This is a genomic window from Brevibacterium sp. Mu109 (assembly GCF_900169375.1).
GTDB classification, from domain to species: Bacteria; Actinomycetota; Actinomycetes; order Actinomycetales; family Brevibacteriaceae; genus Brevibacterium; species Brevibacterium yomogidense_A.
In genome coordinates this window covers 1-1,133 of sequence record NZ_FXZF01000110.1, presented here as the reverse complement: position 1 = coordinate 1,133, position 1,133 = coordinate 1, and the positions used below count along the sequence as shown (strand labels likewise).

Below are 1,133 nucleotides of genomic sequence, written 5' to 3'. Positions count from 1 at the left end.
ACCTCGACGATGCGACCAAGCGCGACCTCGCCCGCGGCGCTCGGCTCATGGAGCTGCTCAAGCAGCCCCAGTACTCGCCGATGCCGTTCGAGAAGCAGACCGTGTCGATCTTCGCCGGCACCAACGGCTACCTCGACGATATCGCCGTCGACGACGTCCTGCGCTGGGAGGCCGAACTGCTCGACACCCTCGAACGCAAGACCGAGATCCTCACGGTCATCCGCGAGACCAAGAAGCTCGAGGTCGAGCAGGAGCAGATCGTTCGGCAGAAGCGTTGAGGCGCGTCTGTAACGGCGAAAGGAAGAACTGATGGGAGCCCAGCAGAGGGTCTTCAAACAGAAGATCCGCTCGACTCAGTCCTTGAGGAAGATCTTCAAGGCGATGGAACTCATCGCTGCTTCGCGGATTCAGAAGGCCATTGCCCGCTCGCAGGCCGCCAGCCCGTACGCGAACGCCCTCACCCGGGCCGTGTCGGCGGTGGCCAGCGAGTCGAACGTCGACCACGTGCTCACCACCGAGTCGGACAACGTCAAGCGAGCCGCAGTGCTCGTGATCGGTCCGGACCGCGGCTTCGCCGGTGCCTACTCGGCGAACCTGCTGCGTGAGGACGAGGAGCTCGTTCGGCTCCTGAAGGGCGAAGGCAAGCAGGTGGAGCTCTTTACGGTCGGAGGCAAGGCCAAGAACTACTACACCTTCCGCGATCGCAAGATCGAGAAGTCTTGGACAGGAATCTCCGAGAATCCGACGGCTGAGGTCGCCCGCGAGACCGGCGAAGCTCTGTTGGAGAACTTCGATCCGGAGTCCGAGGACTCGGGTGTCGATGAGATCTACATCGTGTTCACGAAGTTCGTCTCCAGCGTCACACACGATCCGGAATACCGGAGACTGCTGCCGCTGGAGGTCGTCGACGCCGATGAGGCGACGACAGGCGGACAGTCCGCAGGCTCGACCGATGCGTCCGCGTTCCCTCTCTATGAGTTCGAACCGAGTGCAGAGGCTGTCCTCGACGCACTGCTGCCGCGGTACATCGATTCGCGCATCCTGTCGGCCCTGCTGAGCGCTTCGGCCTCGGAGCAGGCATCACGTCAGGCAGCGATGAAGACGGCCACGGACAACGCGGATGATCTCATCAA

At 62.7% G+C, this 1,133-nt stretch carries 1 protein-coding gene and 1 pseudogene; both read left to right on the top strand.

Going from position 1 to position 1,133, the window contains the following annotated elements; translation table 11 throughout:
* Positions 1–278 (top strand): annotated as a pseudogene (locus BSP109_RS16715) (F0F1 ATP synthase subunit alpha); the annotation flags it as partial.
* Positions 279–309: 31 nt separating this feature from the next.
* Positions 310–1,133, top strand: an 824-nt coding sequence (locus BSP109_RS16710; protein ID WP_101602071.1) for a F0F1 ATP synthase subunit gamma, incomplete at its 3' end; no start/stop codon positions are given.